This is a genomic window from Thalassotalea sp. PLHSN55 (assembly GCF_052030545.1).
Classification (GTDB): Bacteria; Pseudomonadota; Gammaproteobacteria; order Enterobacterales; family Alteromonadaceae; genus CANMXU01.
The window spans coordinates 70176-95336 of sequence record NZ_JBPDIH010000008.1; the positions used below are offsets into that span (position 1 = coordinate 70176).

Genomic DNA, 25161 nt, shown 5'->3' on the forward strand with positions numbered 1-25161 from the left:
CTAAACTAATTACTTTTTAACATTCCTGCACTTTGGAAATGTAGTACACCCCCAAAAACTATTACCTGCATTTTTACCTTTGGTGGCTTTACGTAATACCATTTCAGCACCGCACTTTGAGCAAGATTTAATATCAGATTTTTCTTCTATAATTTCTCGTACATGCATAACGTGTTTTCGGTTAGTTTTAAAACCTCGCTCTAACCTGCCACTTTCAATCTGTTCAATAACACCAGCGACTTCTTGTTCATTAAACACAATGTGCTTTTTACTTTTAATATATTCAATACCACCACGAGCAAACCTTACGTTTTCGGGCATTTTTGTTTTAAAAGTACTGTCACCAATAAAGATAATGACTGAGAAGATGCAATGATTCTTTGCGTTACTCCCTGTTAAGAGTAGATCTTCTAACGTTTTGACATGCTTATAATTTTGGTGCAGCGGATTCTGAAATTTTGATTTGTACTTAAAGATTTGCTGCGTCCATTGCTTTTGGTGTTCACTACCAAAGATCCACCCTTTCATATTTTTGGTTTCTACGACAAAAACACCATATTTTGATACAACTATATGGTCAATCTGAGTGGTGCTGTGTTCTTTATTATCGAGAACGGTTGGTAACGTGACGTTTTTGATCAGGTGATATTCATTTTTGTCTAAAAAAAACTTAATCAGTAAGTTTACTTGCCACTCACCTAATACACCTTTGAACCATGCAGATTTGATAATGACAGCGATTATGATGATCGGGATTAAATACCAAGCAATACTCGTCATCATAATCAGGTAAGTTGAAAAATCCATTTACTGCATACTTCCTTTATACACCAAAATCAGTATTTATTCTTTAGTTTCCAGTTACTTTCATCATAATGGCTCTAACGAGTTAAGTCACTAAATAAAACATACGTCCAAACTAAAATAGTTAAGTTTTAAGTTTTAAGTTTTAAGAATCATAAACTCAAGACGAAAAAAAACCGTCTAATCTTACGATTAAACGGTTTCTTATATGTGGCGGTGAGATAGAGATTTGAACTCTATAAAAGGTTTAGCGCTACAAACCCTATTTAAGTTTTAAGCTTTAAGTTTCAAAATCATAAAACCAAGACGAAAAAAAACCGTCTAATCTTTCGATTAAGCGGTTTCTTATATGTGACGGTGAGACAGAGATTTGAACTCTATAAAAGGTTTAGCGCTACAAACCTAATTTAGTTTGAAGTTTGAAGTTTGAAGTTGAAGTTTGAAAAATCATAAACTAAAGACGAAAAAAACCGTCTAATCTTTCGATTAAACGGTTTCTTATATGTGGCGGTGAGATAGAGATTTGAACTCTAGAAGGGCTACAAACCCTTGCCGGTTTTCAAGACCGGTGCTTTCGACCACTCAGCCATCTCACCATTGAACTTTTAAATACGTGCTTTAAACCTTGTTAAAGCAAAAAGCCGCTAAAACTTAGCAGCTTTTTAGAATGTGGCGGTGAGATAGAGATTTGAACTCTAGAAGGGCTACAAACCCTTGCCGGTTTTCAAGACCGGTGCTTTCGACCACTCAGCCATCTCACCTGTGTGTGACTTAAAACATGTGTTGCTTCAAGACGAGGCGAATATTAAAGTGTCGATATTCACTTGTAAAGCACTAATTTGAAAATTTAATTAGTTTGCTAATAAAACAAGCAACTTGCTTTGATTTTACCCAAACGTTACTGAGAAAACATCATGACAGACGAGACTAATTGCCGTTGCCCTTGGTTAGACTTATCAAAACCCGACTATGTTAAATACCATGATGAAGAATGGGGTGTGCCTGTTTATGATGATAAAAAAATGTTTGAGTTTATTATTCTAGAGTCAGCACAAGCAGGTTTAAGTTGGTACACCATATTAAAAAGACGCGCAGGTTATAAAGAAGCGTTTGCCAATTTTGATGTTGAACAAGTCGCTAAGTTTGACCAAGATAAGGTTGAACAGCTAATGCAAGATACAAGTATTATTAGAAATCGCGCTAAAATAAACGCTGCGATTAATAACGCTAAGGTATTTATAGCTATTCAACAAGAGTGCGGTAGCTTTTCAAACTACTTATGGGCTTATGTAAACAACACACCTATTATTAATCATTTTAAAACCTTGGCCGACTACCCTGCCACTTCAGATTTGTCAGATAAGATCAGTAAAGATTTAAAACGCCGTGGCTTTAAATTTTTTGGTTCAACAATTTGTTATGCCCATTTACAGGCGTGCGGCATATTAAACGATCACAGTGAAAGCTGTTTTAGAAAACACATCTGTTACAAATAATCACATTTTTTTATTGCTGATCAGGTACGCCTTGGTAGCTATTTTAAATTTCCATGTCATAATATGTCACAAGGTTATTGTGAAAGTTAACAATTTTTTCACTAAAAAATTGACTAACATCTTGAACTTAAACAGAATGACCTTATCTAACAGGTATAACTACGTTTTTTAAAGGAAAGATTATGCAATCGAATATGGGTTTTCAGGCAGCAACACAAAGTTCTGCTATTGAAATCAACAAGGTATTGAAAAATACTTACATGTTGTTATCAATGACATTAGCATTTAGTGCTGTGACTGCTGGTGCATCAATGGCTATGGGACTTTCTCACATGGCAGCATTGGTAATGACACTAGTAGCGTTTGGATTACTATTTGTTGTTCATAAACAAGCTGACAAAGCTAGCGGCATTTTCTGGATTTTTGCTTTCACTGGTTTAATGGGTGCCTCTTTAGGTCCAATGCTTAACTATTATGCGGCTATGCCAAACGGCGGCGCATTAATTATGCAAGCACTAGGTGGAACAGCATTAATATTTTTTGCTTTATCTGGTTATGCTTTAACAAGTAAAAAAGACTTCTCATTTATGGGTGGCTTTTTAATGGTTGGCTTAATCGTGGTAATTGTTGCTGGTATCGCAAATATTTTCTTCCAAGTACCTGCGTTATCTTTAGCGTTAAGTGCTGCGGTTATAATGATTATGTCTGGTTTAATTTTATTTGATACAAGCCGTATTATCCACGGTGGCGAGCGCAACTACATTCGCGCAACAGTATCTTTATACTTAAACATTTATAATATTTTCACTAGCTTGCTTCATTTACTTGGCGCGCTAGGTAGCGATGACTAATCGTTAATTAGTCGGTATAATATTAAGCCTCGCAATGTCGGGGCTTTTTTATGGGCGAAATTCACTGCCCTGCACAATGACTTATTAGGTGATATTTTGAAAAAACTGGCTGTTATGGTAACCACAGCGCCGCATAGTAACTATACCGCTACCGCGCTTGATTATATTCACTGTGCAATTGATGCGGGTTATCAGGTGATTGGCGTATTTTTTTATCAAGACGGGGTATTAAATGCCAGCCAGCATTTAACGGTTCCTAATGACGAGTTTCAAGCGATTTCATCTTGGCGACAACTTCATAAAGCGCATAATATTCCTTTGTATTTATGCATTAGCGCCGCTCAAAAACGCGGTTTAAGCGATGAGCTTGAACAAGGTGAAGCAACCAGTAATATTGATGAAACGTTTACCATTTCAGGATTAGGTGAACTGGTAAGCTTAACCGATGAAGCTGATAAAGTGGTGCAACTATAATGAAACAATTGAGTATTGCGCTGTTAAATACTGCTGCACCCTTTTCAACCAGCACCGCTAAAGAAGCATTAGACGTTGCGTTGATCTTTGGCTCTTATGAGCAAGCGCCGGCACTTTTTTTCCAAGGTGATGGCGTATGGCAGCTTGTTAATAACCAGCAAGCTGAAAGCATTTCTTCAAAAGATTTTCTTAAAACCTTTGCTGCTTTTGAATTTTACGATATTGAAGATATTTACGTGTGTAAACGATCGTTAGAACAAAGAGGCTTAAGCGAAGATTTTCATATCGATAACGTTACTGTGTTAAACGATGCGGATTTTATTGCTGCGCTTAATGCCTATTCAACAATTTTTAAGTTTTGAGCAACAACACCATGACGACATTACATATTTTAAGAACATCGCCATTTCAAGATAACGAGTTAACACAATGCTTGTCTGTTGCAATTAGCCAAGATAACTTGGTACTTATTGATGATGCTTGCTACGGTTTAAACCACCCTACGTTAAAACTTGCTCAGCAAAAAGGCATAAATGTTTCCGTTATTACAAAGCATGCAACCGCGCGCGGTTTAACAATCGCTGCCGAGACAAACCAAATATCGATGACAGACTTAGTCACATTAACTTTTAACAATGAACGAGTGATCACTTGGCAATGAGTATAGAATTTAATGGTCAGCAAATTGAAACCGACAAGCAAGGGTATTTGTTAGATCACACCTTATGGCAGGAAGACATGGCACCAATTTTAGCCAAGCAAGACGATATGGAGCTATTGCCTGAGCACTGGGAAGTGATTACCTTTGTACGAAATTTTTATTTAACTTATCAAACCTCTCCGGCTATTCGCGCATTAACCAAAGCAATGAAAGCAGAGTTTGGCGAAGAAAAAGCCAGTAGCCGTTATTTATATCGGTTATTTCCTGAAGGGCCAGCCAAACAAGCAACAAAATACGCGGGTTTACCAAAACCTGCTCGGTGTATTTAGCTTACTACATAAAACCACCAATAAACCGTCAGCCATAAAAAAACCCTCAAGCGAGGGTTTTTGTTTTTAGGCTATTTTTATAGCGCTAGCGATTTTATTACTCAACCGGTAATGTTGGAATGTATACGCCCGCCATTTCATTCATTACACGAACTACCTGACAGCTATAACCAAACTCATTGTCGTACCACACGTAAAGTACTGCGCGATCAGCGTCAACAATAGTTGCTTGCGAGTCAACAACACCCGCAAAACGTGAACCAACTAAGTCAGTTGATACAATTTCAGAAGACGCGGTGTAGTCAACTTGGTTTTGTAATTTTGAATTTAAAGAAATGTTACGTAAGTAATCATTCAAACCTGCTTTATCTGTCGCAGTTTTTAAATTCAAGTTCATGATCGCCATAGAAACGTTAGGCGTAGGTACGCGAATTGCGTTACCTGTTAATAAACCTTTCAATTCAGGCAACGCTTTAGCAACAGCTTTTGCAGCACCTGTGGTACTAATTACCATATTTAATGGTGCACTGCGGCCACGACGAGGTGCTTTATGGTAGTTATCAATTAAGTTTTGGTCATTGGTATATGAGTGAACCGTTTCAACATGACCATTACGAATACCAAACTCATCGTTAATTGCTTTTAATACTGGTGTAATTGCGTTGGTGGTACAACTTGCTGCAGAGATAATTTTATCGTCAGCTAAAATCATATCTTCGTTCACACCAAAAACGATATTTTTAATATCACCTTTAGCAGGCGCTGTTAGTAATACTTTATCAACACCTTTAGATTGTAAATGCTGACCTAAACCTTCTTCGTCACTCCAAATACCCGTGTTATCAACAACTAATGCGTTGTTAATACCGTAAGCGGTGTAATCGATGTCTGAAGGTGATTTAGCGTAAATTACTTTGATGAAAGCGCCATTGGCACGAATAACATTGTTTTCTTTATCGATAGTAATGCTGCCGTTAAAAGCACCATGAACTGAATCACGTCTTAATAAGCTGGCACGTTTTTCTAAGTCGCCGTCTTTACCCGGACGAATAACAATAGCACGTAAGTTTAACTTAGCATTAGGGCCTGCACGTTCAATAAGTAAACGCGCTAATAAGCGACCAATTCGACCAAAACCATATAAAACTACGTCTTTGGCTGGCTGCTCTTTCACATTTTTACAGATGTCTGTTAATGCTTTTTCTAAATACTGTGGGATGGTTAAGTCATTCGATTTACCAGAATACCAATAGCTATAAGCAAGCTTACCAATGTCGATACGTGCTGGCGCTAATTGCATTTCGCTTAACGCTTCAACAAATGGGTAACTTTCTCTTAAACGAAGTTTACTTTCTTCGTGTAAAGCTACGGATTTATGTGCTTTAATAATGTCTATAGCTGATGCATTAACCAACGGACGACCGTAAACGGTGATTTCTATGCCTTTATTTCTAAAAAGCTGACCGATAATTGGTTGCATGTTTTCAGCAAAAGTTTGACGCTCTTGCCAGCTTGTTTGGTATTCTTCCTCAAGGTGAGAAGTCATTTCATAAACCTTTTAATTAAGTCAATTGAACGATATTCTATAAGTAATAGAGACAATTACCTTTGACGAGATAATATAATACTCTTACCACGGCGACATTGTAATGCAACATGAAATGATTCACCATAGGTTACGACCTATTTTTACTATAATTAATTCAAATAAAAGCAAGTGCTTTGCTGTAACAATTTTCAGTAGTTTATTGTTCAGTTGTGACGATACCGTTAAAGTTGCCGACATTTGCACAACTCACCCTGAAATTTGTGCAGAATTTCAAGAAGATAATTGGTGTAGAGCAGAAAGAAGAAAGCTGTTAGTCACTTACCACAATTTGCAAACCGAACAACAAGAAAGCCAACAATACAAAATGTTGCTCAACCTTGAAAAATATTCGGTGTGTATGAAAAAAGCATCTTTAATTGAACATAAAAAGTTCAAAGAAAAGAAAAACCTCCGCATAAGCAATTACATGAACGCAAAGCAGCGTATACAACAAATTTCTAACGAAACGGTAAACTCCGAAGATCCGTTATTGTTGTATTACCATTGGTCGCGCAACAATAATAAAAATGCCTTAGCTAAATTACTTACGTTAGAAAATACCGACGCAGTTGAAAATGTTGAGTCGCAAGTAAATCTAGCAACTTATTATGTTAAACGTGATATTGGTAAAACATTTGATTTTTTATTTCACGCGTTAGAGTTGTATAAACCCGGCGATGAAATTGATGATGAAATTTTTAAAACGTTAACGACCTTGTTTATCGATAAGAAAAAATATAAACAAGCGTATATATGGTTAAAGGTATTTAGTTTGAATTCTTCAGAACGTGATGAATTTACCGAGCAGCAGTTAGAAAACTATGCCCGCTCGTTTAACTTAGATAGAGAGTTTTTAGATAAAGTTGCCACAACAACATTGAAAAACATAAAAGCTGGCAGTTTTGTAAAGCCTAATTAATGTTTCAAATAAGCTTTATTCGTTAGGCTTGGCTGCATTCGCAACAAAAGTTAAGCTTAACGAATTAACGCAATAGCGCTTGCCTGTTGGCGCAGGTCCGTCATCAAATACATGCCCTAAGTGGCTCTGACAATGCTTACATTGAATTTCCACCCTCGCCATGGCTAACGATAAGTCTTCAAAATACGCGACTTGATTTTCGCGAGCTTGATAAAAACTTGGCCAACCACAACCGGCATTAAATTTTGTGCTTGAATCAAACAAAGGTTGTTCACAACAAGCACAGTGATAGCAGCCAGTTAACCAATGATCGTTATAAATCCCCGTAAATGGCCTTTCTGTTGCAGCTAGGCGGCAAACTTGAAAAGCTTCTGGCGACAATTTGTCTTTATAACGATCATCTGTCATGGCAAACCTCTATGGTTCAATTGAAATTAATTTACGCTCTGGTGTTGACCATTCTACATGGTATTTTTTGTTTGAATCAATATCTACACGTTCAAAGGTGTGCGCGCCAAAAAAGTCGCGTTGGCCTTGTAATAAATCGGCAGGTAAACGTTCAGTACGCATCGCATCGTAATATGAAAGTGAAGATGAAATTGCACTGGTTGGCACACCCAATAATGCAGAATCAGCAACTGACTTACGCCAGTTTAATTGATGCTCACTTAATTGCTTGGCAAAAAACTCATCTAGCATTAAGTTTTCAAGGTTTTCATTACGCTCAAACGCTTGTGTGATTGACTGTAAAAATACCGCGCGAATAATACAGCCTGCACGCCAAATTTTTGCAATGCTTGCAAAATCAAGCGTCCAGTTATGCTCTTTAGCTGCAAGTTTCATTAACTGAAAGCCTTGCGCATAAGCACTAATTTTTGCGCAGTAAATCGCATCATGTAAGCGATCAATAAAAGCTTGCTTGTCTTCAATAAGATCAGCGCCCAGTGCAGGACCTGCCAAAATGTCACTTGCTTGAATACGCAAGTCTTTAAATGACGAAATTGAACGTGCATAAACGGCTTGTGAAATAGTCGGCGCTGGGCAACCTACTTCTAAACTGCTCATTGCAGTCCATAAACCTGTGCCTTTTTGACCGGCTTTATCTAAAATAATATCGACAAGAGGCGCACCAGATTCAACTTCAGTTTGACGTAATACTTCAACTGAAATTTCCATTAAATAGCTGTCTAATGGACCTTTGTTCCATTGCTCAAAAATATCAGCAATTTCATTGGTCGACAGGTTTAAGCCCGCACGAAGCATATGGTAGGCTTCGCAAATAATTTGCATATCAGCATATTCAATGCCGTTGTGTACCATTTTAACAAAGTGCCCTGCACCGCCTGGACCAATATAAGCAGCACATGGTTCACCTTCAACCAATTGACCTGGTTGAGTACGTTCAATCGGCTTACCTGTTTTAGGATCAACTTTCGCGGCAATCGCTTCCCAAATAGGTTTGATGCGTGTCCATGCATAAGCAGAACCGCTTGGCATTAATGACGGACCAAAACGAGCACCCACTTCACCACCCGATACAGCAGAAGAAAATAAAATAAAATCATTTTTATATTTTTCTTCACGAGCAACCGTATCAACCCACAAACTATTGCCAGTATCAATAACGATGTCGTCACGCTGAATACCTGCGCCAATTAAGCTTTCGCTTACTTGATCAACAGGTGCGCCAGCAGGCACTGATAAAACGATTAAGTGTGGAGATTTTAGGCGAGATAATAATTCAGTATATGAAGAACAGCCTTGTACTCGAGGTTCGCCGCCATTAGTTTCAAGCTGATCTTGCTCGATAACGTCGTTAACTTTTTCATTACTTAAATCAAATGCAGCAATACTGTAACCATTGTCTGCTAAGTTTAAGACTAAATTTTTACCCATTACACCGAGGCCAATAAAGCCGATGTCACATAAAGCGTTCTGCGCCATACTAAAAAAGATCCATTAATTAAATGTAATTACCTGTGTTTTACTTGCTTTTATAAACACAAATAAAATGAAAAAAAGCAACAGGCATAAAATTGCGCGCATGATAACACGGGCGCGATTGCTTACGTAGACTTATTTAGAGAAAAAAAACGTATATATAAATTTTTTTAGTAATCATTCGTAATAATGACAAACTAATTACAATTATTAGTGAATATGTGCATTTTTATCTTGAATTAATCTCAAAATGATGTAATTTTACTACATAGTGTTTTTCAGGGGTTTTATTATGACAATTAAAGTAGGAATTAACGGCTTTGGCCGTATTGGTCGTTTTGTATTTAGAGCGGCAGCAGAGAGAAATGACATTGAAGTAGTGGGTATTAACGATCTTATCGATGTTGATTACATGGCTTACATGCTGAAATACGATTCAACTCATGGTCGTTTTAAAGGCACTGTTGATGTTGTTGATGGCAACTTAGTTGTGAACGGCAATACTGTTCGTGTATCAGCTGAACGTAATCCTGAAGATTTAAAGTGGAACGACATTGACGTAGACGTTGTTGTTGAATCTACTGGTTTGTTCTTAACTGACGAAACAGCACGTAAGCATATTACTGCGGGCGCAAAACAAGTAGTAATGTCTGCACCTTCTAAAGATGCAACACCTATGTTTGTTTGTGGCGTAAACGTTGAAGAATACGCAGGTCAAGACGTTGTTTCTAACGCATCTTGTACAACAAACTGTTTAGCACCAATTGCTAAAGTATTAAATGACAACTGGGGCATTAAAGACGGTTTAATGACGACAGTACATGCAACTACAGCAACGCAAAAAACGGTAGATAGCCCTTCAGCTAAAGATTGGCGTGGTGGTCGTGGTGCAGGTCAAAACATTATTCCTTCATCAACTGGCGCTGCAAAAGCTGTTGGTAAAGTTATCCCTGAGCTTAACGGCAAGTTAACGGGTATGGCGTTCCGCGTTCCTACTCCTGATGTTTCTGTAGTAGATTTAACCGTTAACCTTGAAAAGCCAGCAACTTACGCTGAAATTTGTTTAGCAATGAAAACGGCTTCTGAAACAACAATGGCTGGTGTACTTGGTTACACTGAAGATGCTGTTGTATCGAATGACTTTGTAGGTGAAGTTTGTACTTCAGTATTTGACGCTGACGCAGGTATCGCATTAACAGATAACTTTGTGAAAGTTGTTTCTTGGTACGATAACGAAATTGGTTACTCAAACAAAGTATTAGACTTAGTAGCTCATATCGCTAACTACGAAGCGTAAACAACACCTGTTTTCAGGTAATTGTTAACTGACAAAATTGAAAATGCCGCTTAACTAAGCGGCATTTTTTTATGCTTTAAAAATGTTTCTGTAAATTTATTACATTTTTATTCTCACCGAATAATCACTTCATATTCTATTAACGTTAATTTGATGTTTGGCTAATTCCCTATTGGTGAACCTGGCGGTAGATGGATACTGCGTTCAACGGTTATCTGTTTTCCTTGCGCTAAGCTAAAAGTTATTTGATGCGCTAACAAAGTGTAATGGGCTTTAAATGCTTTGAAACTTTTCTTGCGAGCATGTGACTTAAGCCACTCTTCTAGCGATAAAAGCGATAAATACACTTGTGAACGCACTTCACCAACAACATCTTGAGCTTGCCATAACGCTAATAGTTCTTTAACAACCGCTTCATTAACGCGTTGTTGAATAAGCACTGCCATGCCTTTTTCAGGATGTTGTTTTACTGTCTGCGCTAAAAGGCTTGTTATCAAATCATTAGGTGAAAGTTGTTTGTTATTTAGCGCCGACTGTTGTGCGATACGCGCTAAACGTTGTGGATTTAATAACAGCTTTATTGTTTGCTCTGCACTTGCTTGCGCTGCAGTAATAGGGTCAAACGTGCCACCGGTGTTACTGGTAAAATTCTCTCGACTGTTTTCATACCCATATGCTGTTGGCGGAATGAGTATGCGAATATTTTCTGGCACTAACAGCACGTCGGTCGTTAAGGTTTTTAATAACGCCGAAAACGCTTGCTGTTGTTTCTTTGGTGATACATCGCGAACTGCACGTACAAGGCTATTTTTATTCTGACTTTTGACCTGATATTGATAATTTATCCCGCCAATAAGTTTTGCGGCAGCGTCAACTTGAAAACGATGAAAGTGATAAATTGGCACCAGTGACAATGCCAATTCTGACAGCGGCGTACCAGTATTGATGCTGTTTAAACCAAACTGGTTAAGTGCTACCGCGCGAACTTTTAAAATTCGTTCAAGCTCTGCCGCAGGATCTTCACCGTTATCCCATAAATGGGCACTTGCATGTGAGCTCGACTGACTCCTTGCGTCGGGATCAGACATATAGTCAAGACCCAGTTGTTGCGCCTGTTCGATTAATCGTTGCAATGCTTGTTGTTCACTCTCTTGTGAAAATTCACTGTAACCGTAAGCGATCACGTATTTATCCCACACACCAATATCATTGGTATAGGCATTCGATAAATCAATTTTGTTATTTTGATCTAAAGTGACCAATGGATGAGGATAATCCATCACCGATGAACGGTCGTTGGCACTTGCTGCGAAGTTATGTGCAATACCCAATGTATGCCCTATTTCATGAGCAGAAAGCTGACGAATACGTGCTAATGCCATTTGCTGCATTTTACTGGTATCAGCATTATCGGCTGTAAATGGCGAGGTTAAACCAAGCGCAATTAAATAGTCTTGGCGAACACGTAAACTGCCTAAGGTGACATGACCTTTTAATATTTCACCCGTACGAGGGTCGATAACGGTTGAGCCGTAAGACCAACCACGTGTTGCACGATGCACCCATTGTATAACGTTGTAACGTACGTCCATAGGATCTGCATCTTCTGGTAGCATTTTTACCACAAATGCATTTTTATAGCCTATTGCTTCAAATGCTGAATTCCACCATCTAGCGCCATCGAGTAAAGCCGACTTAATTGGCTCGGGTACACCGGGATCTAAATAATAGGTGATTGGTTTAACCGCTTCACTGACTTTTTGGCTAGGATGTTTTTTGTTTAGGCGGTGACGAGGAATAAAGCGTTTCACCAATGGCTCGTCGATAGCACTGGCATAATCGGCATGAGCTTCAGACCAGTAACCACTGTATGGATGGAATGCTCTGGGTTGATAATTATCGTCTGGCAATCTGATCAATGAATGGTGTAAATTTACCGTCACTGCATTTTTATCAGGCGTTACCGACTTTAAATAAGCACCAGTGCCCTTGCCTTTATAAGTAATAATAGCTTCTAATTCGGTATTATCTGGAAAAGCTTTTGAACGCTTTTGATAATAACCGCTGCGGGTTAAATCAACCGCAAATTTCCCCTGCTTACGCGTCGTTAGTTTTTCAGCAATGTTATGAATGTCTGACAACAAAAAAGGCGTGTAGTTAATATATGTCGCTTGGTCATTTTTATCGTTTGTTTCATGTGCGACTTCAAAGCCCCAGATAATTGAACTTGCAAACGCTTCGTCTACTGCTTGTTGTTCAAGAAGATTGGCTGAATTGGCTCGATAATACGTATTCAACTGCCTTAAAAAAACCTTATTACCGACCCGCTCAAATTGAACTAAACGTGTATTACCTAATTGACCACGATCTAAACCAATATCGTTTGATCCTATGCCCAAAGGTAGAGCGCTTTGGAAGATAAAAGGTTGGTTAAAATCTTTAATTTCGAGAAATATTTCACCTGAGCTGGGCTGTTGCCAAAAACTGTAAAAACCTTTAACTTGGGTTTTATCTTCGAAAAAATTTGCACTAACTTGAAAGTGGACAAAGGCGAAACAGATAAAAGCCAAGATAACGCTGGTTTTACTGCTTACTTTTTTAAAATAGAGCATTGTTATTCCCTTAAGGTTTAAGCGCTAATTTGGCTAATTAACACGACTTACCTTTTCATTGTTTTTATATTAATGACTTTATCGCAGTGTAAAACAATTAAAGCCTTGCTTACCTTAATGGAATGCATTTATTGATTGCAAGTTAAAATAAAGACAATTACGTATTTAATTCGATATAAGCGCAACATTGCCGAGCAAATAACAGAAAATACAGATTTAATCAGGAACAAACAGAGAGAAATTATCGGGAAGAAAAAGTGGGTCAACGTTAATATAAAATGAAAAAAGCCTTAGACAAGATAACTTATCTAAGGCTTTTTAATAACGAATTTAAGAAGTGATTAACCTACGTGGGCTAGCGCTTCTTTTGCTAAACGTGTAATTTCTGACCAGTTTTTGTTTTCAACAATTTCGTCAGATACTAACCAAGAACCACCACAACATGCAACGTTAGGTAACGCTAAGTAGTTTCTGATGTTATTAATGTTGATACCACCTGTTGGGCAAAAACGAATATCAGGGAAAGGACCACCGATAGACTGGATCGCTTTTACACCACCTGATGCTTCTGCTGGGAAGAATTTAACATGGTCATAACCGTAATCAATTGCATCCATTAATTCAGAAATCGAAGAAATACCAGGGATCAACGCAGTGTTACCTTCGTTACCCGCTTGCAATAAGTCTTTTGTTAAACCTGGGCTAATAGCAAATTTTGAACCGGCGTCAATTGATTGCTGTAATTGCAAACGATTAGTTACTGTACCCGAACCAACAACGGCTTCAGGCAGTTTCGTTGCAATTTCTTTAATAACATCAAGTGCTGCTGGTGTACGTAAAGTCACTTCTAATACTTTTACATTTGCTTCAAGTAGTGCTTCTGCAATTGGCAATGCATCTTCAACTTTCTTAATTACAAGTACAGGAACTATTGGCCCCATAGCAAAAATTTCTTTTGGCGAGAGCTGCCAGTTTTTAGTTATAGTCATAATTCCTCTTTAAATACTTTGTTGAAGGTAGGCTGAAGCGCCTAATAAACCCGGCTGAGATTCAGTGATCACAAACGTTGGGATGTCGTGGTTAAAGCCAGATAAGCGGCCTTTTGCTTCAAATCTACTTCTAAACTCACTGTTGTTAAAAAATTCAATGAAACGCGGTACTATGCCGCCAGCAATATAAACACCACCAAAACTACCCAGTGTAAGTGCTAAATTGCCCGCAAAACTACCTAACGTTTTACAAAACTGTTGTGCGGTTTGCACACAAACATCACAGCTATTTTCAAGTGCTTTTGCTGAAATTTGTTCAGCTGGTAATGTTTTTGGTAAATCGGTATCAATAGCTAATGCTTGATAAATTTGTTCAATGCCTAAGCCTGACAACAACTGTTCATAAGAAACGTGTTCATATTTGGTTAATAAATACGACAAGATTTTTATTTCAGTTTCATCAACTGGGGCAAAGTCAACATGACCACCCTCGCCGCTTAAGCTATGCCACTTACCATCAACAGGTACAACATTGGCAACACCTAAACCTGTGCCTGGGCCACAAATAGAAATCGGTCGTCCTGCAACAGCAGTTCCTTCACCAATTTGTACTTTTTGGCTGTCGTCAAGTAACGGTACAGCGTGGGCAATGGCAGTGTAGTCATTAATCAAAAACAGTTGCTCAATACCTAATTGGCTTTTAAGCGCTGATTTTGAAAATTCCCACGGCAAGTTAGTCATAGAAATTAAGTCATTATCTACAGGACAAGCGATCGCTAAACACGCATTGATCGTTTTCCCAGACAAGCCTTTAATTTCAATATAGTTTTGCAAAATTTCAGCAAGGCCAGAATACTGTGCACATTGATACAACTGAATCTGACTAAACTGACCATCTGCTTCACTAATGGCAACACGCATATTCGTGCCGCCAATATCTGCAATAATATTTACAACCGACATTCCTTTAGTCCTCGTTGTCGAATAAAGAACAAGCTCCAGTATCCGCTGAGCTTAAGTTGCGACGCATAAAGCCAAACAATTCACGGCCCATACCTTGATGATGACCATTAACTTGGAACTTGGCAGTTTCACGTTTTGCAAGTTCTGCTTCATCAACTTTTAAAATAAGCTGTCCTGTTTCACCATTAACTGAAACAATATCACCAGTTTGTACTTTAGCGATCAAACCACCGTCTAATGCTTCTGGGCATAAGTGAATAGCAGCAGGAACTTTACCTGATGCGCCCGACATACGACCATCTGTTACTAACGCAACTTTAAAGCCTTTGTCTTGAAGTACGCCAAGTGGCGGCGTTAATTTGTGTAGTTCTGGCATGCCGCGAGCTTTAGGACCTTGGAAGCGAACAACAGCAACAAAATCTTTTTCTAACTCACCGGCGTCAAAAGCTGTTTGAAGTTCGTGTTGATCTTCAAAAACAACCGCTGGAGCTTCAACAATTGTGCTACCTTCACGTAGTGAAGAGGTTTTAAGCACTGATATACCTAAGTTACCTTTAAGTACTTTCATGCCGCCGTCTTCTTTAAACGGTTTGCTGACAGTAGTAATCACTTCAGGGTCGCCCGAAACATCAACACTATCAACCCACTTAAGTTGCCCTGCTTCATCAAGCACTGGTTTTTGGGTATATTTGCTTAAACCTTTACCACAAATAGTTTCAACGTCTTCGTGAACTAAACCTGCAGCAATAAGCTCTTTGAATAATAACGCCATGCCACCAGCTTCTTGGAACTGGTTGATATCTGCGTGACCATTCGGATAAATGCGTGTTAATAACGGTACTGCATCTGAAATATCATTAAAATCTTGGAAGTTAATGATAATACCTGCCGCTTTTGCAAACGCGATAATGTGCATGGTTAAGTTTGTAGAACCACCCGTTGCTAATAAAGCAACGATAGCATTTACGATTGAACGCTCATCGATCATTCTACCAATTGGTTGGTAGTTACCCGATTGTTGCGTTAAACGTGTTGCTTGACGAGCAGCGGCTTTAGTTAATTCTTCACGTAGTGGCGTGTTTGGCGCAATAAAAGACGCACCCGGTAAATGCAAGCCCATCACTTCAACCACTAATTGGTTAGAGTTTGCTGTACCAAAGAAAGTACAAGTACCTGCACTATGGTAAGACGCAGATTCTGCTTCTAGTAACTCTTCTTCGCCAACTTCGCCTTTTGCGTAAGATTGACGTACACGTGCTTTTTCTTTATTTGGTAAACCTGAAGGCATTGGACCTGCAGGTACAAAAACAGTTGGTAAATGACCAAAAGTCATGCTGGCAATTAATAAACCAGGGACAATCTTGTCACAAATACCTAGCATTAACGCGCCATCGAACATGTTGTGCGATAAACCAACGGCTGTCGACATTGCAATAACGTCGCGGCTCATTAGGCTTAAATCCATGCCTGGCTGACCTTGGGTAACACCGTCACACATTGCCGGTACACCACCAGCAAACTGAGCAATGCCGCCAGTTTCTTTTACCGCAGCTTTAATAATTTCTGGGTAAGTTTCGTATGGCTGATGTGCACTAAGCATATCGTTGTATGCAGACACAATGGCAATATCTGAATGATTAACACCTTTTAATGTGTTTTTATCTTCTTTACCACAAGCAGCAAAACCATGGGCTAAGTTGCCACATGATAAACTTGCACGGTGAACCGTTTCTGATTTAGCTGCATCGATTTTAGCTAAATACGCTGAACGTGTAGCTTTACTACGTTCAATAATACGGTTAGTAATTTCTAAAATTTGTTTATTCATGGTACTACTCCGCCCAGTACACCTGAACATTTACGTCCGGGTGTTGTAAAAATGCGCGTATTGGCATTTCTAAAATGTTTGAATCGCTCAGTGCTTGTTCTAACACTGCTTTTTTACTACTGCTTGAAATGTGTAAAAAGGTATTAGCACTTTTTAATAAGGTTGCGTAAGTAAAAGTAATGCGATCGTGAGGAGCCGTTGTAGGTACAACTTTCATCAAGGCATCGCTATTGTCTAATGCAAGCGCTTGTTCTATTTCTTGGCTACATGGGAATAACGATGCAGTATGACCATCTTCACCCATGCCTAAAATTAAAACATCTAATGGTAACAGTGCGTTTTCAGCACCGACATTTAGATCAGCTAATGTTTCTGCGCATAACTCTTCACCTTGTTTGAGGTGAAAAAATTTCGCGTCTTTTGCTTTATTAACTAATAAATTTTCATGCACCAAACGGGTATTGCTATCGTTACTGTCGATATTTACCCAACGTTCGTCAGCTAAAGTCACCGTCACTTTTCTCCACGGTAAATCTTTTTGTGACAAGGCTTCGAAAAAACCTTTTGGTGTTGAACCGCCAGAAACTGCGATACTCGCACTTCCTTTAGCTTTAATAGCACTCGACAATAAGTCTGCTACTTTTTCAGCAAGCTCTACGTCTAACGCGGCTCTTGTTTCGAAATCATTTAACTGGTGCATTATTCAACCCACTGGCGATCATCACGCGCGATTAAAGAAATTGAAGAAACTGGTCCCCAAGAACCGGCTGGATATGGTTTTGGTTTCTCGTTGCTTGACTGCCATGCATCAATAATGCTGTCGGCCCATGCCCATGCAGCTTCAACTTCGTCACGGCGCACAAATAGTGCTTGGTTACCGTTGATAACTTCCAACATTAAACGCTCGTATGCATCAACAACACGAGTATCTTTATAGGTATCTGAGAAACTTAAATCGAGTTTGTTCTCATGAATATTCATTTGAGAAGCAATACCTGGAATCTTGTTCATCATTTGCAATTCAACACCTTCATCAGGCTGCAAACGAATGGTTAACTTGTTAGCAGGTAAGTCAACATAGCTGTCTTTGAAAATATTGTGCGGTTGCTTTTTAAAGTGCACCACAATTTCACTGTGCTTTGCAGGCATACGCTTACCGGTGCGTAAGTAAAATGGAACACCTGACCAACGCCAGTTGTCAATTTCAGCTTTAATAGCAACAAATGTTTCAGTAGTGCTGTCTTTGTTAGCACCTTCTTCATTTAAGTAACCCGGTACTGGTACACCATTTAAGTAACCGTCGGTGTATTGGCCACGTACCGTTTTATCTTTAATATTGTGGCGAGTAATAGGTACAAGCGCTTTAATCGCTTTTAACTTTTCATCACGAATACTGTCAGCGTCAAGTTCTGCTGGCGGCTCCATGGCAAGAAGAGACAAAATTTGTAACAAGTGATTCTGGATCATGTCACGCATTTGCCCTGCTTCATCATAAAAACCAAAACGTCCTTCAATACCTACGCTTTCCGCGACGGTAATTTGTACGTGGTCGATAGAGTTTCTATCCCAGTTTGTGGTAAATAATGAGTTAGCAAAACGTAAAACGATTAAGTTAAGTACGGTTTCTTTACCTAAATAATGGTCAATACGGTAAATTTGGTTCTCTTTAAAATACTTTGATACATGGTCGTTGATCACTTTTGAGCTTTCAAGACAATGGCCAATTGGTTTTTCCATCACCACTCTGTCTGCATCTGTGATCAATTTAGCGTGGTCTAAACCATTACCAATATCACCGTATAATGCTGGTGCAGTTGAGAAATAATAAACACGCGTTTCATGGCCACCAGCTAATGTGTCAGCAAGGTTAACGTAAGACTCAGCATTTTTAATATCTAGGTGTTGATATACTAAACGCGCTAAAAAACGCTCTAGCACTTCTTCATTAATAGGCTCTGAAATAAACTTATTTAAGTTTTCTAACACTAAAGCAATAAATGCCTCGTTGTCGATGTCTTGACGAGCGGCGCCAATAATGCGGCTATCATTGTGTAACAACCCAGCATTATCTAGTTGGTATAAAGCAGGTAGCAATTTACGACGAGATAAATCGCCTAACGCACCGAAGATAACTATTTCACTAGCTGATTGACTATCATTATTTTTCATAAAGGAATTCTCGAGTTCACTTATTGTAACTAAACTACATTGGCTTTAATTTAGCGTTAGATTCTTCATCAGTAAAGAACTTTTTGTAATTTTACTACATTTTTTAACCGAATGGTAATATCTGGGGTTTAAAACAACTTTTGAAAGTTAAAGTTATTAAATATTTGCAAAAAATTACTGTTTTGATTTATATTAGACGAAAAAATGAAATAAATTTTCAGTTTTTATGTTATAAATAGAGAAAATTTATTACAGCCAATAAAAATATCTAGGGTTACTAACCATGAATATACTAGAAAAAATTACTAACGAGTTAGATACATTTAGTAAGTCTGAACGCAAAGTTGCCGAAGTAATTTTGGCTTCACCAGGAACGGTAATTCACGCCAGTATTGCAGCACTTGCTAAGCAAGCTAATATTAGTGAGCCAACGGTTAACCGCTTTTGTAGACGTTTAGATACTAAAGGCTACCCAGACTTTAAATTACATTTGGCTCAAAGCTTGGCTAACGGTACCCCCTACGTAAACCGCCATGTTGACGAAAACGATAGTGCTGAAGAATACACAGGTAAAATTTTCGAATCGACCATGGCTAACCTTGAATTAGCACGTAAAAGTTTAGACCCAAATATTATCAACCGCAGTGTTGATTTGTTAACGCAAGCAAACAAAATTTCATTTTTTGGTCTAGGTGCCTCTGCGGTTGTAGCACATGATGCGCAAAACAAGTTTTTCCGCTTCAATGTCCCTGTTGTTTACTTTGATGACATATTAATGCAACGAATGAGTGCTATAAACAGTCGCCAAGGTGATGTTGTAGTTGTTATTTCACACACAGGTCGCACAAAATCATTGGTTGAAGTAGCAAGTTTAGCGCGTGAAAACGATGCTACCGTAATTGGTATTACTACTGAAGGTACGCCACTGGCGAAGGAATGTACTATGGTACTTTCTGTTGATGTGGCAGAAGATACCGATCTTTATATGCCGATGTCGTCTCGTATTGCACAGTTAACCTTAGTTGACATTCTGGCGACAGGTTTTACCTTGCGCCGCGGTACTAAATTTAGAGATAACCTGAAGAAAGTGAAAGACAGCTTACGTAGCTCTCGCTTTGAACGAAAAGAATAATTTTTATTATACAACTAACGCAAGCGCCTAAAACTAAGCGTAACTTTCGCAATAGCTTAATATTTAGCGTGTATTTTTTAAACATTTAAAAACAAGATTGGTAAGGATTAAGATGCCTAGAAGAACGAAGATTGTTGCAACATTAGGCCCAGCAACTGAAGATAGAAGCGTATTAAAAGAAGTATTAGCCGCTGGTGTAAACGTAGTAAGACTTAACTTTTCACACGGTAGTCCACAAGATCATATTGACCGTGCCAACCAAGTACGTGAACTTGCAAAAGAGCTAGGCATTTATGTTGGTATTTTAGGCGACTTACAAGGTCCAAAAATCCGCGTATCTACATTTAAAGACGGTCCAATCAAATTAGCAATTGGCGATAAATTCGAACTTGATGCAACATTGCCAAAAGGCGAAGGTTGCCAAGAAAAAGTGGGGATTGATTACAAAAAGCTTCCTCAAGATGTAAGCGAAGGCGATATCTTGTTGCTTGACGATGGTCGTGTGCAATTAAAAGTATTAAAAAATACTGAAACGTCAGTATTTACTGAAGTAACTGTTGGTGGCCCTTTATCGAATAACAAAGGTATTAACCGCCAAGGTGGTGGTTTAACAGCTCCTGCCCTAACAGCAAAAGATAAAGAAGACATTAAATTAGCTGCTGAAATTGGAGTTGATTTCCTTGCTGTTTCTTTCCCTCGCGACGCGGCAGATATGCGTGAAGCGCGTTTACTTGCTCAAGAAGCTAACTGTAACGCTCGTTTAGTGTCAAAAATCGAACGTGCTGAAGCAGTAAACGATGACAAAGTTCTTGATGAAATTATTTTAGCGTCTGACGTTGTTATGGTTGCCCGTGGTGATTTAGGTGTTGAAATTGGTGATGCAGCCTTAGTAGGTAAGCAAAAACATATCATTGCCCGCTCTCGTCAATTAAACCGTGTGGTTATTACTGCAACCCAAATGATGGAAACCATGATTGAGCAGCCAATGCCAACACGTGCAGAAGTGATGGATGTATCTAATGCTGTATTAGATGGCACCGATGCCGTAATGCTTTCAGCTGAAACCGCAGCCGGCAAATACCCAGTTGAAACAGTTAAAGCGATGGCCTCTGTTTGTGTCGGGGCTGAAGCTCACCGTTCAGTGAATACGTCTGGACACCGCATTGAACTAACATTCTCTGAAATTTCAGAAACTGTTGCTTTATCAGCAATGTATGCAGCAAACCACTTAGACGGTGTTAAAGCAATTATCGCGTTAACTGAGTCGGGCCAAACAAGTAAGATTATGTCTCGTATTACTTCAGGTTTACCGATTTACTCGTTATCACGTCACAATAAAACCCTAAATAAAACGGCAATTTATCGTGGTGTTTATCCGGTTGAGTTTGATTCAACACAAAGCACTGATGAAAGTTTATCAAACGACATCTTGTCTGCGGTTGCTAAGCAAGCCAACCTTGCTGAAGGTGATAAAATCATCTTAACTCACGGTGACTTAATGGAAACTGTTGGTGCAACCAATACCGTTAAAGCATTAAAAGTAACAAAAGCACATTTAAGCTAAGACAAAAAGTCTGCTTATAGAACAGAAAAAACCTGCTTTTTAGCAGGTTTTTTTATGGGGGTTACTTACTTGAAGGTTTTCTTGAAGATTTTCTTGCAAAAGTAACTTTACAACATGTTAACTAAAAAGTGTTTTTAACTAAGAAAACTAGTGTGCTCTGTGTAAGATTTTTTCGGTTTAGTCGGACATTCTTTGCCTACTGTGCCGATATATAAAAAGCCGACAATTTCATCATCTTCACTAACATTCAACTGCTGCTTAACGTGGCTATTGTAGCTTAACTCACCGGTTCGCCACATTGCGCCATAACCTAAAGCGACTGCAGCCATTTGCATGGCATGTACAGCGCAGCCAGCGGCTATAACCTGCTCTTGTTTCGGTACTTTTTCATGTTCAACAATTTTTGTCGTAACCGTCACGATAAGTGGCGCGCGAAAAGCCATTTTGGCTGTTTTAGCAATTTTTGCCTCGTCTGCGTTATTTAACGTAACAGCCTCGACAAAAATTTTACTAAGCTTATGTAAGCCGCGCTCTTGTGCAACCGTAAAGTGCCAAGGTTTAATACCACCATGATCAGGTACTTTCATACCCGCTTGTAAAATTAACGCTAAATGGTCATTACTGGGCGCAGGTGCTTGTAACATAGGTGTAGATTGACGGTTAATTAACAGGTCAACAGCTTGCATTTAATTCCTATTATCAATAGTTTGTTTTTACCAATAGTAAACAAACTTTACGATTTGATCATTACTTTTAACAAAAGCTAACCGATCAAATGCTCTGTTTTTGATTGATAATATCGATTGGCATAATAATCAACACTGGTAAATCGGCCTGCACCAATGAAAAATAACGCCAGTAACATAATGAAATAGGTCGCTGAAAACTCAATGCCGTTGTTTAACACAACAATACTGCCATTTTCATAAAGCCAATTAGTATTACCATTTTCTTCTAATATTTCACGCATCACACTGAGTTTGTCAGCCGTTCGTTCAGAATTGAGTAAGCTCTCTTGAGCACCTTCTATACCTACCCAATCAAGCACTTTTGCCGGGCTAGTGTCAGTATTCGTTGGCGTTATCGCAAACCAACCATTGTCTAAATGGACGGTTGTTGCCGCAATGATCATCGTAAACATTAAAGGTAGTGAAATCAGGCGTGTAAATAACCCAATAATCAGTAACACCCCGCCAAACAATTCTGTCCACATGGCTAAATTGGCTAATAATTCAGGAAACGGCAAACCTAATCCCCAGTCAGCATTACCAAACCATTCCACTATTTCAGGTTTAGCTAATAACTGACTTATACCTGAAACATCAGGATCTGACAGTTGTGCTTTGCTATATCCTGCCATGATAAATACTGGTCCTAAATACAAACGAATTAACAACGCAGGAATGCCGTCTGCAGATACCATTTTGTTAATAATGCTCTGATAAGTTTTAATAAGGTTCATAATTAATTCTGTTAGTGATTTTGCTTAATAGACCTTAAATATAGCTGTTGCCTTTCAATTATTTTACAAATACTTATTTATTTACAATTCTTACTACTTAAATGCGCCAAGATTAAGTAGCATATAGGATTAGCACTAATAGCCAATTTATAGCCACTTTAAGAAAAATAGTGATTCAAAATGATCAAAAAAATATTAAGTAAGACATGGACTGTTTTAAATACGTTTAGAAAAGTTATTATTAATCTGGTGTTTTTCACCTTGTTGTTTGTATTTTTTGCTGCGTTAACTAGCAGCGACAACGAAATTATTGTTCCTAAAAACAGCGCATTAGTATTAAATATTCGCGGTGATATTGTAGAGCAGAAAAAAGAAATAGAGCCGGTTAACGAATTTTTAAACCAAGCCATGCAGTCTAATGATGAAGATCCAGAAGTTCTCATTGGTGACATTATCAAGGTTATTGAGCATGCTAAAACAGATGACCGTATCGAGTTGCTTGTTCTACAGCTGCACAAAATGAAAGGCTCTGGTATCACCAAACTTAAAGACATTTCACAAGCGATTGAATCTTTTAAAGAAAGCGGTAAAAAAGTTATCGCCATTGGCGACCAATATTCACAAAACCAATACTACCTTGCTAGTTACGCTGACGAAATTTGGTTAAACCCCAAAGGTTGGTTGATGTTAGACGGTTACGGTCGTTACCAACTGTACTTTAAGTCTGCTTTAGAAAAACTTTCTATTAGCCAACACGTGTTTCGCGTTGGTACCTATAAATCTGCCGTAGAACCGTATATTCGTGATGATATGTCTGATGCGGCAAAAGAAGCCAATAAAGTGTGGTTAAATGATTTATGGAGCCAATATAAAGAAGATGTTGCTACGCAGCGTAACTTCGAGATCAGTAACTTTGACGAAACAACTGACGCATTGGTAAGTAAACTTAAAGCCGCAGACGGTAACATTGCAACGTATGCTTTAAATAATCAGTGGGTTGACCAGTTAAAAAATCGTGAACAAATCAACCAATCTCTCGTTGAAATGGTTGGCAAAAATAAACACAACGCCTTTAAGCACATTAAATTTAATGATTATTTAACTGCGATCACACCAGCGATTCCTATGCCTTCTGTAATTCCAGATAAGGTTGCCGTAATAGTAGCCCAAGGGACCATTTTAGACGGAACGCAAAAAGCAGGTACGATTGGCGGTGACAGCACAGCAAAACTATTACGAAAAGCGCGTTTAAATGACGATGTTAAAGCGGTTGTTTTACGAGTTGACAGCCCAGGCGGTAGCGCACACGCTTCTGAAATTATTCGCCAAGAAGTTGAGCTATTAAAAGCAGCAGGAAAACCTGTTGTCGCTTCAATGGGCACCTATGCTGCCTCGGGTGGTTATTGGATTTCAGCGCCAGCAAACAAAATTTACGCCTCTCCTACTACCATCACTGGCTCAATTGGTATTTTCGGCTTTATGATCACTTTAGAAAATTCATTAAGTAAACTCGGCATTCATACCGACGGTGTTGGCACCACAGAAATTGCAGGTTTTGGTTTAACCCGTCCATTAACTGATGGCATGGCAGATATTTTCCAGTTAAGCATTGAACGTGGATACCGCGACTTTATTTCTTTAGTTGCTGAAAGTAGAGATATGTCGTTAGCGCAAGTTGACGCTATTGCGCAAGGTCGAGTTTGGTCTGGTGTAAAAGCGAAAGAGCTCGGCTTAGTCGATGAGCTAGGTAATTTAGATGATGCCATCGCTGCTGCTGCAAGCATTGCTGGTTTAGCGCAATTTGATACCTTATTGATCGAAAAAACGTTATCTGCACGCGACCAATTCTTAAAAGAATTGCTTGGTCAAGCAAGTGTTTACTTGGGTGAACCTACCCCTGCGACAATAACGCCGGTTAATAACGTATTTAAAACCTTACAAGCAGAGTTTGAACAGTTTAATAATATGAACGATCCGCAGGGCATTTATTCATTTTGTTTGACTTGCCAAGTAAACTAACGCTTAATTAGCTCAACAAAATAAATTAACATTAAGCCCTATTTATTAGGGCTTTTTAATGAC

At 38.7% G+C, this 25161-nt stretch carries 23 protein-coding genes and 2 tRNA genes; 11 read left to right on the plus strand and 14 right to left on the minus strand.

What is annotated here, in order from left to right:
* Window positions 1-9 precede the first annotated feature (9 nt).
* The 3 genes from ACRRSQ_RS15675 to ACRRSQ_RS15685 all read right to left on the minus strand — a co-directional run bounded on the left by ACRRSQ_RS15675 (window position 10) and on the right by ACRRSQ_RS15685 (window position 1565).
* Window positions 10-807 (minus strand): NERD domain-containing protein, encoded by a 798-nt coding sequence (locus ACRRSQ_RS15675; protein WP_440876711.1) that lies wholly within the window; start codon window positions 805-807, stop codon window positions 10-12.
* 502 nt (window positions 808-1309) lie between these two features.
* Window positions 1310-1400: transfer RNA gene (locus tag ACRRSQ_RS15680), tRNA-Ser, on the minus strand.
* A 74-nt stretch (window positions 1401-1474) separates the two neighbouring features.
* Window positions 1475-1565 (minus strand) — tRNA-Ser (locus ACRRSQ_RS15685).
* Between the two features lie 153 nt (window positions 1566-1718).
* On the opposite strand from ACRRSQ_RS15685, the gene ACRRSQ_RS15690 reads away from it, so the two are divergent.
* From ACRRSQ_RS15690 to ACRRSQ_RS15715, 6 genes are all read left to right on the plus strand, one after another.
* A complete protein-coding gene (locus ACRRSQ_RS15690) occupies window positions 1719-2300 on the plus strand; it encodes a DNA-3-methyladenine glycosylase I (protein ID WP_440876712.1) in 582 nt (193 codons plus the stop codon).
* Between the two features lie 182 nt (window positions 2301-2482).
* A complete protein-coding gene (locus tag ACRRSQ_RS15695; protein ID WP_440876713.1) occupies window positions 2483-3151 on the plus strand; it encodes a Bax inhibitor-1/YccA family protein in 669 nt (222 codons plus the stop codon).
* Between the two features lie 96 nt (window positions 3152-3247).
* Window positions 3248-3625: a sulfurtransferase complex subunit TusD gene (tusD, locus tag ACRRSQ_RS15700; protein ID WP_440876714.1), complete on the plus strand. Its 378-nt coding sequence runs from the start codon at window positions 3248-3250 to the stop codon at window positions 3623-3625.
* Window positions 3625-3987, plus strand: coding sequence for a sulfurtransferase complex subunit TusC (gene tusC / locus ACRRSQ_RS15705; protein WP_440876715.1), 363 nt, complete (start codon window positions 3625-3627; stop codon window positions 3985-3987). The genes tusD and tusC overlap by 1 nt, the downstream gene beginning before the upstream one ends.
* Before the next feature lie 11 nt (window positions 3988-3998).
* The gene (tusB, locus tag ACRRSQ_RS15710; protein WP_440876716.1) at window positions 3999-4286 is read left to right on the plus strand and encodes a sulfurtransferase complex subunit TusB; all 288 of its coding nucleotides are present in this window, start codon (window positions 3999-4001) and stop codon (window positions 4284-4286) included.
* Window positions 4283-4615, plus strand: coding sequence for a TusE/DsrC/DsvC family sulfur relay protein (locus ACRRSQ_RS15715; protein WP_440876717.1), 333 nt, complete (start codon window positions 4283-4285; stop codon window positions 4613-4615). Before tusB ends, ACRRSQ_RS15715 begins: the two co-directional genes overlap by 4 nt.
* A gap of 97 nt (window positions 4616-4712) precedes the next feature.
* Here the strand turns inward: ACRRSQ_RS15715 and ACRRSQ_RS15720 are convergent, their stop codons facing one another.
* Window positions 4713-6161, minus strand: coding sequence for a glyceraldehyde-3-phosphate dehydrogenase (locus ACRRSQ_RS15720; RefSeq protein ID WP_440876718.1), 1449 nt, complete (start codon window positions 6159-6161; stop codon window positions 4713-4715).
* Window positions 6162-6363: 202 nt separating this feature from the next.
* Here ACRRSQ_RS15720 and ACRRSQ_RS15725 point away from each other — a divergent pair, with 202 nt between their 5' ends.
* The gene (locus ACRRSQ_RS15725) at window positions 6364-7122 is read left to right on the plus strand and encodes a DUF2989 domain-containing protein (protein WP_440876719.1); all 759 of its coding nucleotides are present in this window, start codon (window positions 6364-6366) and stop codon (window positions 7120-7122) included.
* A 15-nt stretch (window positions 7123-7137) separates the two neighbouring features.
* On the opposite strand, the gene msrB is transcribed toward ACRRSQ_RS15725, so the two are convergent.
* Together msrB and gndA are read right to left on the minus strand one after the other, a co-directional pair.
* Entirely contained in the window at window positions 7138-7530 is a 393-nt protein-coding gene (msrB, locus tag ACRRSQ_RS15730; protein ID WP_440876720.1) for a peptide-methionine (R)-S-oxide reductase MsrB, read from the minus strand.
* A gap of 9 nt (window positions 7531-7539) precedes the next feature.
* Window positions 7540-9066 carry an NADP-dependent phosphogluconate dehydrogenase gene (gene gndA, locus ACRRSQ_RS15735; RefSeq protein ID WP_440876721.1) on the minus strand — a complete coding sequence of 509 codons (1527 nt, stop codon included), beginning with the start codon at window positions 9064-9066 and terminating at the stop codon, window positions 7540-7542.
* A gap of 289 nt (window positions 9067-9355) precedes the next feature.
* Here gndA and gap point away from each other — a divergent pair, with 289 nt between their 5' ends.
* Complete coding sequence (gap, locus tag ACRRSQ_RS15740; RefSeq protein WP_440876722.1) at window positions 9356-10360, plus strand: type I glyceraldehyde-3-phosphate dehydrogenase; 1005 nt, start codon at window positions 9356-9358, stop codon at window positions 10358-10360.
* 161 nt (window positions 10361-10521) lie between these two features.
* Here the strand turns inward: gap and ACRRSQ_RS15745 are convergent, their stop codons facing one another.
* From ACRRSQ_RS15745 to zwf, 6 genes are all read right to left on the minus strand, one after another.
* Entirely contained in the window at window positions 10522-12972 is a 2451-nt protein-coding gene (locus tag ACRRSQ_RS15745) for a zinc-dependent metalloprotease (RefSeq protein ID WP_440876723.1), read from the minus strand.
* 341 nt (window positions 12973-13313) lie between these two features.
* Window positions 13314-13955 carry a bifunctional 4-hydroxy-2-oxoglutarate aldolase/2-dehydro-3-deoxy-phosphogluconate aldolase gene (locus ACRRSQ_RS15750; RefSeq protein WP_440876871.1) on the minus strand — a complete coding sequence of 214 codons (642 nt, stop codon included), beginning with the start codon at window positions 13953-13955 and terminating at the stop codon, window positions 13314-13316.
* 15 nt (window positions 13956-13970) lie between these two features.
* Window positions 13971-14924: a glucokinase gene (locus ACRRSQ_RS15755; RefSeq protein ID WP_440876724.1), complete on the minus strand. Its 954-nt coding sequence runs from the start codon at window positions 14922-14924 to the stop codon at window positions 13971-13973.
* Window positions 14925-14928: 4 nt separating this feature from the next.
* Entirely contained in the window at window positions 14929-16752 is a 1824-nt protein-coding gene (edd, locus tag ACRRSQ_RS15760) for a phosphogluconate dehydratase (RefSeq protein WP_440876725.1), read from the minus strand.
* A gap of 4 nt (window positions 16753-16756) precedes the next feature.
* A complete protein-coding gene (pgl, locus tag ACRRSQ_RS15765; protein WP_440876726.1) occupies window positions 16757-17452 on the minus strand; it encodes a 6-phosphogluconolactonase in 696 nt (231 codons plus the stop codon).
* The gene (zwf, locus tag ACRRSQ_RS15770; RefSeq protein ID WP_440876727.1) at window positions 17452-18921 is read right to left on the minus strand and encodes a glucose-6-phosphate dehydrogenase; all 1470 of its coding nucleotides are present in this window, start codon (window positions 18919-18921) and stop codon (window positions 17452-17454) included. The genes pgl and zwf overlap by 1 nt, the downstream gene beginning before the upstream one ends.
* A gap of 283 nt (window positions 18922-19204) precedes the next feature.
* Here zwf and ACRRSQ_RS15775 point away from each other — a divergent pair, with 283 nt between their 5' ends.
* Both ACRRSQ_RS15775 and pyk read left to right on the plus strand, forming a co-directional pair.
* Window positions 19205-20053, plus strand: coding sequence for a MurR/RpiR family transcriptional regulator (locus ACRRSQ_RS15775; protein ID WP_440876728.1), 849 nt, complete (start codon window positions 19205-19207; stop codon window positions 20051-20053).
* Window positions 20054-20165: 112 nt separating this feature from the next.
* Window positions 20166-21617 (plus strand): pyruvate kinase, encoded by a 1452-nt coding sequence (gene pyk, locus ACRRSQ_RS15780; protein ID WP_440876729.1) that lies wholly within the window; start codon window positions 20166-20168, stop codon window positions 21615-21617.
* Between the two features lie 134 nt (window positions 21618-21751).
* Here pyk and ACRRSQ_RS15785 read toward each other — a convergent pair whose 3' ends face one another.
* Window positions 21752-22303: an NAD(P)H nitroreductase gene (locus ACRRSQ_RS15785; RefSeq protein ID WP_440876730.1), complete on the minus strand. Its 552-nt coding sequence runs from the start codon at window positions 22301-22303 to the stop codon at window positions 21752-21754.
* A gap of 77 nt (window positions 22304-22380) precedes the next feature.
* On the minus strand, window positions 22381-23079 hold the full coding sequence (locus ACRRSQ_RS15790) for an HvfX family Cu-binding RiPP maturation protein (RefSeq protein WP_440876731.1): 699 nt from the start codon (window positions 23077-23079) through the stop codon (window positions 22381-22383).
* A 180-nt stretch (window positions 23080-23259) separates the two neighbouring features.
* Here ACRRSQ_RS15790 and sppA point away from each other — a divergent pair, with 180 nt between their 5' ends.
* Window positions 23260-25098, plus strand: a complete 1839-nt coding sequence (sppA, locus tag ACRRSQ_RS15795; RefSeq protein ID WP_440876732.1) for a signal peptide peptidase SppA — start codon at window positions 23260-23262, stop codon at window positions 25096-25098.
* Window positions 25099-25161: the final 63 nt, after the last annotated feature.